This window comes from Mumia sp., from assembly GCF_028803055.1.
Classification (GTDB): Bacteria; Actinomycetota; Actinomycetes; order Propionibacteriales; family Nocardioidaceae; genus Mumia.
In genome coordinates, this window is record NZ_JARBCJ010000189.1 from 1 (window position 1) to 5,896 (window position 5,896).

General features: G+C 70.8%; 10 protein-coding genes. 8 read left to right on the forward strand and 2 right to left on the reverse strand.

The genetic code is table 11. From position 1 onward, the window contains the following. The coding region (locus PV363_RS14895; RefSeq protein WP_301022726.1) for an alpha/beta hydrolase at nucleotides 1-690 on the reverse strand (690 nt) is incomplete at its 3' end. A gap of 65 nt (nucleotides 691-755) precedes the next feature. After that, the gene (locus tag PV363_RS14900) at nucleotides 756-1,604 is read right to left on the reverse strand and encodes an alpha/beta hydrolase (RefSeq protein ID WP_301022727.1); all 849 of its coding nucleotides are present in this window, start codon (nucleotides 1,602-1,604) and stop codon (nucleotides 756-758) included. A gap of 58 nt (nucleotides 1,605-1,662) precedes the next feature. On the opposite strand from PV363_RS14900, the gene PV363_RS14905 reads away from it, so the two are divergent. The 8 genes from PV363_RS14905 to PV363_RS14940 form a co-directional block, all read left to right on the forward strand. After that, complete coding sequence (locus PV363_RS14905) at nucleotides 1,663-2,133, forward strand: MarR family transcriptional regulator (RefSeq protein WP_220366497.1); 471 nt, start codon at nucleotides 1,663-1,665, stop codon at nucleotides 2,131-2,133. Nucleotides 2,134-2,172: 39 nt separating this feature from the next. Further along, a complete protein-coding gene (locus tag PV363_RS14910; RefSeq protein WP_220342994.1) occupies nucleotides 2,173-2,517 on the forward strand; it encodes a TfoX/Sxy family protein in 345 nt (114 codons plus the stop codon). 57 nt (nucleotides 2,518-2,574) lie between these two features. Beyond that, nucleotides 2,575-3,216 (forward strand): hypothetical protein, encoded by a 642-nt coding sequence (locus PV363_RS14915; protein ID WP_301022728.1) that lies wholly within the window; start codon nucleotides 2,575-2,577, stop codon nucleotides 3,214-3,216. Continuing rightward, nucleotides 3,213-4,442: a PrsW family intramembrane metalloprotease gene (locus tag PV363_RS14920; RefSeq protein ID WP_301022729.1), complete on the forward strand. Its 1,230-nt coding sequence runs from the start codon at nucleotides 3,213-3,215 to the stop codon at nucleotides 4,440-4,442. Before PV363_RS14915 ends, PV363_RS14920 begins: the two co-directional genes overlap by 4 nt. A 4-nt stretch (nucleotides 4,443-4,446) precedes the next feature. Further along, entirely contained in the window at nucleotides 4,447-4,800 is a 354-nt protein-coding gene (locus PV363_RS14925) for a VOC family protein (protein ID WP_301022730.1), read from the forward strand. A 43-nt stretch (nucleotides 4,801-4,843) separates the two neighbouring features. Beyond that, complete coding sequence (locus PV363_RS14930; protein WP_301022731.1) at nucleotides 4,844-5,329, forward strand: SRPBCC domain-containing protein; 486 nt, start codon at nucleotides 4,844-4,846, stop codon at nucleotides 5,327-5,329. A gap of 56 nt (nucleotides 5,330-5,385) precedes the next feature. After that, nucleotides 5,386-5,589, forward strand: a complete 204-nt coding sequence (locus PV363_RS14935; RefSeq protein WP_220345780.1) for an antitoxin MazE-like protein — start codon at nucleotides 5,386-5,388, stop codon at nucleotides 5,587-5,589. Next, nucleotides 5,586-5,896: type II toxin-antitoxin system PemK/MazF family toxin (locus PV363_RS14940; protein WP_301022732.1), on the forward strand; the 311-nt coding region annotated here is incomplete at its 3' end. The genes PV363_RS14935 and PV363_RS14940, both read left to right, overlap by 4 nt.

The following is a 5,896-nucleotide window of genomic DNA, read 5'->3' on the forward strand; positions in this document are numbered from 1 at the left end:
GCCGACCGCCAGCACGATGCGGGTCGGCGCCGCGAGGACGGCGTCGACGTCGGGCTCGTACGCGGTGATCGCGTCCGAGACGCCGGACAGCAGCGGATCGTCGCGCGACCCGTCGTCCTCCGACGGCAGGCCGAAGGCCGCTGGGTCGGGCGGCGGGGCAGCGGCGAACTCGTCGGTGAGCTCCCCCTTCCACGAGGAGAGGGCGATGAACGACGCCATGCCGTGCCCCCATCCCTTCTCGTGATAGATCGCGTGCGTCGCCTTCTCGGCGGCGAAGGCACGGTCGGCGTCGGGGAGCAGGGCCAGCATCGGCGGCTCGTGCGCCACCAGGGTCGCGACGTCGTCGGGGTAGGCGGCCACGAGCGCCAGGGCGCTCACGGCGCCGCCGCTGCTCGCGAAGACGTCGACCGGGGCGATGCCGAGCTCGGCGATGATCCGGTGCATGTCCTCGGCGTTCTGCTCCGGCGTGTGCGCGGTCGAGTGGTCGTGCCGGGTGCTGCGGCCGAGGCCACGAGGGTCGTACGTGATGACGGTGCGATCGCCGAAGCCGGTCGCGAGCGACGTGAACCCCTCGGCGGTCATCGGGGCGGCGACGAGCATCAGCGCCGGCCGATCGGTGGGCGGAAGGGGCCCGAGTACGTCGTAGGCGAGCGTGGCAGCGGGTGTGGTCAGGCTTCTGGTGTCGGTCATGGTGGGCAGACCTGGACGGCCACCCGGAACTCATCGGTGGCCGCGGGCGGCGTCCGGAGGTGCCGTCAGAGCCCGCCCGCCGCGAGGAAGTCATCGAGGACGCGGTTGAAGCGCTCCGGCCGCTCGAGGTTGGGGTAGTGCGCCGCGTCCTCGATCATCACCAGCTCCCCGTGCGGCACCGACGCGACGAGGCGCTCGGCCATCCGTCGGTGATCGTCAGCGTCCTCGGCGCCGGCGATCGCGAGCACCGGTACGGAGATGCCCGACAGCCGTGACCACGTGTCGGTCACGCCGATCGGCCTCGCGGGCGGGACCGCGACGCCGTGTTCGTCGACGACGACCTGCTCGGCGAGGGTGTGGCTCGCCATCTCCTCGACCGCGTCCCACACCGCGGGGTCGACGTCCGCGCGGGTACGGCGCGGGCCGGCCACGAACGCCATGAACGCCCCCAGCCAGGTCTCCGCGTCACCGGCGGCAGCGGCACGCTCCCACTGCGCGAAGAGGTCGAGCGCCCAGGCGTCCTCGAACACCGGCTCGCTCGTCCCGACGCCGCCGGCGACGACACCGGCGACGCGGTCGGGGTGCTCGAGTGCGGTGTCGACGGCGGTCGCACCCCCCATCGAGATCCCGGCCAGGACAGCACGCTCGATCCCGAGCGCATCGAGGAGCGCGACCACGTCGTCGCAGAGCCTCGCCTCGGTCGCGTTCGAGGACCAGCCGTGACCGCGGGCGTCGGGCGCGAGGACGCGCCGCTCGGGGAACGCGTCGAGCTGTGGTCCCCACATCCGGTGGTCGACCGCCCCTCCGTGCAGGAAGACGAGCGGCGTGGCGCCCGTACGAGGGTCCCGGTCGACGAACGCGACGTGCTGGTCGACGAGGGTGAGGTGCTGAAGGTCTTCCGTACGAGCCAGCATGACAACCAAGGTGTCATACGCCTGCAGCATTGACAACCCAGGTGTCATCATGGGGAACGTGACCGCCACCCCGTTGGACCCCGACCGTCTCGCAGCCCGGCTCGCGGAGGTCTACCTCGTCGTCGGCCCCCTCTCTCGCAAGGTCCTCCGGATCGTCGAGCAGAGCCAGCCCGTGATGGGCATGTCCGTCGGAGTCCGCGCCGTCCTCGACCAGCTCCACCGAGAGGGCGCCCGCACCGTGCCGCAGATGGCGCGCACGCAGGACCTCAGCCGCCAGTTCGTGCAGCGCATGGTCAACGACGCCTCCACGCTCGGATGGGTCGAGGCCGTCGACAACCCGGCCCACCGGCGCTCCTCGCTCATCCGGATCACTCCCGACGGCGAACGCGCGATCGCCGCCGTCGTCGCCCGCGAGCACGAGCTCATGGGCCGCGTCCCCGGCGACCTCACCGACACCGACGTCGACACCACGCTGCGGGTGCTCCGCGCGATGCTCGCTGGGCTGGAGGACGTCGAGGCACAGTCTTAACCCTCGCTTTCTGTCCGGACGTCGGCGCACACTGGCCTCATGTCGTACGACGACGAGCTGGCCGAGCGCATCCGCGACGTGTCGCTGGCGATCGCCTCGGGCGAGGACTTACTCCGCGAGCAGCGGATGTTCGGTGGGCTGGCGTTCCTCGTCGCCGGCAAGATGGCGGTCGCGGCGAGCGGGCGCGGCGGTCTGATGGTGCGGGTCGACCCCGAGGACGTCGGCGCGCTGCAGGCTGCCGACGGCGTCGAGCCGATGATGATGCGGGGACGCGAGCTGCGCGGGTGGCTCCACGTCAGCAGCGACGCCGTCCGCGACGACGCCGCGCTGGCGGAGTGGGTGACGCGCGGCGTCTCATACGCGCGATCGCTCCCCGCGACGTAGTCTGCAACCCACCAGCACGACCGCACCGCGGGCCGCTGGTCCCGCGACGGGGGGATCATGGCGATCTCGCGCGCCGGCTTCTCGCGCCACCGGGTCCCGGCCGAGCACCGGCTCCTCGGGCTCGACCGGAGGACCTTCGTGTACGCCGTCCCGGCGCTCGTCGTCTATCTGCTCTGGGCGTGGCTCGTCCCGTGGATCGACAACCAGGTCCCGTCGGACGACCCGATCCGTGCCGGTGACGTCCTCCAGGTCACCGACCGCGTCACCATGACCCCGTCACCGGGTTGGGGCCTCGTCAGCGGTCTCCGCACGAGCGACAAGCCGCGCGACGGCACGGTGGCGATGGACCAGACCATCCTCACCAAGGACGGCATCTCCTTCGAGGTGACGCAGGGTCCGTTCAAGGGCTCGACCCGCAGACTGCTGCGGCAGATCGACCGGATCAGCACCACGACCGGCGACCCCGCCGGGTTCTCGGTCACCGGCAGCCCTCGACCGCTCACGACCGACTCGGGGCTGCGCGGCCTCGTCGAGGGCTTCGAGTCCCAGCGCAACGTCGGGGTCAGTGCCGCCTTCGTCGTCGACGACACCGGGATCGAGGTCCAGGTCGTCGGCGCCCCTGAGGCGATGAAGCAGAGGAGCTCCGACATCGAAGACATGCTCCGGAGCTTCACCGACACCCGGCGGGACGAATCGTGACCGCGACCGCGATGCCCGTCCCCGCGCCCGACGGGGACGAGGTGCTCGCCCGCCGCCGCGACGCGATCATGGTGTCCGGCTGGGGCGCGCCGTACCGGTTCGTCCAGCCGCACAACGCCTGCTTCTGGGTCTATCTCCTCCTCGTCGGCCTCGGGCTCTGGAAGTTCGTGACCCTGTCCCTGCCGACGGCCGAGATCTTCGCCGACGCCAACACCGTCGCGATCGTCAGCTCCGGCCTGTTCGCCATCGTCTTCCTGCTGTTCCTGCACTCGTTCGACCGGTACGAGAAGACGCCCGGCCGGCTGGCCCTCACGGCGTTCGTCGCGGGCGGCTTCGCCGCGCCCTGGGCGTTCGCGCTGCCCGGCAACGCAGCCCTCATGGACCTGTACGGCAAGCTCTTCGGCCAGACCTTCGCCGAGGACTGGCAGGCAGGTCTGACGGCCCCCTTCGTCGAGGAGACGTCCAAGGCGGTCTTCTTCGTGCTGCTCCTTGGGCTCGCGCCGGTGGTGATCCGCACGGTGTACGACGGGTTGATGGTCGGCGCGTACATCGGTCTCGGCTTCCAGATCCTGGAAGACGTGCTGTACGGCCAGAACGCGGCGATGTCGCACTTCGGCACGGATCAGACGTCGACCGTGCTGGAGACGTTCGTGGCCCGCGCGATCACCGGCATCCCGTCGCACGCCCTCTACACCGCGCTCTTCAGTGCCGGGCTGATCTACGTCATCGGCACGGTCGCCCAGCCGCGGCGCGTGGGGCGCGGGTTGGCCCTCATCGCGACCGCGATGCTGCTGCACGGCCTCTGGGACTCGATGGCAGCGCTCGTGGGCCCGTTCGGAGCTGCCGCGGCCGGCGCGATGATGCTCGGCCTGACCGTCGCCGCCCTGGTCGCGCTGGCGGTCGCGATCCACCTCGGTGGGACACGCGAGCGCGGATACCTCCGGGCGATCCTCCAGCCCGAGGTCGCCGACGGCACGATCACCGAGGCTGAGCTCGATGCGGTGGCGGGCAGTCGCAGGCAGCGCCGCCGCGCTCGACGCGCCGCACTCCGGTCACGGCCGAAGGGTGTGAGCCGGCGGCGGGAGAAGCACGTCATGAACGCGACCCTCGACCTCGCGCACGACCTCGCGTCCTCCAGCGGTGGCGAGAGTCGCGCCGTCGCGCACTCGCGGCGCGAGATCGCCCGGCTGAGAACGCCTCGGCGAGCTCCACGCGATCTAGCCTGACCGGATGAGCGAGATCGACCTCTTCGCCGGGATCTGCGTCAGCGACCTCGACGCCGCGAAGGACTGGTACGCCCGTCTGCTCGGCACGGACGAGGTGTTCCGACCCAACGACACCGAGGTCGTCTGGGAGCTCGGCGAGCACCGCTTCCTCTACGTCGAGCTCAAGCCCGAGCACGCCGGGCACGCCATGCAGACGCTGTTCTTCGACGACTTCGACGCGTTCGTCGCCGGGGTGAGCGCACGCGGCATCGAGCCGGCCACTCGCGAGACATACGAGAACGGGGTCCGCAAGCACACCTACCGCGACCCCGACGGCAACGAGATCGGGATCGGTGGCGCGCCGGCAGAGGCGACCTAACAATCCGGGACTAGCTCGTCCGCCGTCGTGGTTGTGCCCCGTCATGACGACGCCCGCGCCCGCCGAGGTCCAGCACGACACCTTCACCGTGACGCTCGACCTCGCCGCCGCGCCGACCCGCGTGTACGAGGCCTTCGCCGACCCCGCTGTACGACGCCGCTGGTTCCGACTTCCGGGTCGCGACGCCACGTACGAGCACGACTTCCGCGTCGGCGGCGGCGAGTCCGCGCGGAGCACGTTCCGTGCCGTCGACGGCACGGCTGAGCGCCTCGCATACGACTCCCGGTTCGTCGACCTCGTGCCCGCGCAGCGGATCGTCCTCACCTACGAGACGCACGTGAACGACGTGCTGCGCTGGACCGCCCTGGTCACCGTCGCGCTCGACCCGACCGACGATGGCACGCGCCTGCGCTGGACCGAGCAGGTCGCCTTCGTGACGCCGACCGGTGACGGCACCCACGACCTTCCCCACGTCCGAGGCGGGATCAGGCTTCAGCTCAACGGCCTGGCGGGCGCGCTCGGACTCTGAGGACGTCCGTTGCGAGACCTTGAGCCGGTACCCGTGTTACATGTAACGTCGGTGACATGACTGTCCGTGACCGCGTCGCCGAGCACCGCCGGCGCATGCGCGAGCGCGGATACCGGCCGATCCAGGTGTGGGTTCCCGACGTGCGGACCGAGCAGTTCCGCGATGAGGCACACCGCCAGGCCGCCGCCGCCGCACGCGCCGACCGTCGAGACGACGACCAGGACTTCGTCGACGCCGTCTCCGACAGCTGGGACGAGTGAACCGCGGCGAGCTGTGGGCAGTCGCCGGCGGCACCTACGCGTCGAAGCCTCGGCCCGCCCTGATCCTTCAAGAGGATCTTTTCGACGCCACGGAGTCGGTCACCGTTGTTCCGCTGACCACGACGGTCGTGGATGCGCCGTTGATCCGGATCCCCGTTCCGTCGACACGAACGACAGGGATCGAACGACCGAGCTTCGCGATGGTCGACAAGATCACGACCGTACGGCGCACCAACGTCAGCGAGCGCATCGGGCGCCTCCCTGCCTCACTGCTGGTTGACATCGAGCGAGCGGCGTTGCTCTTCCT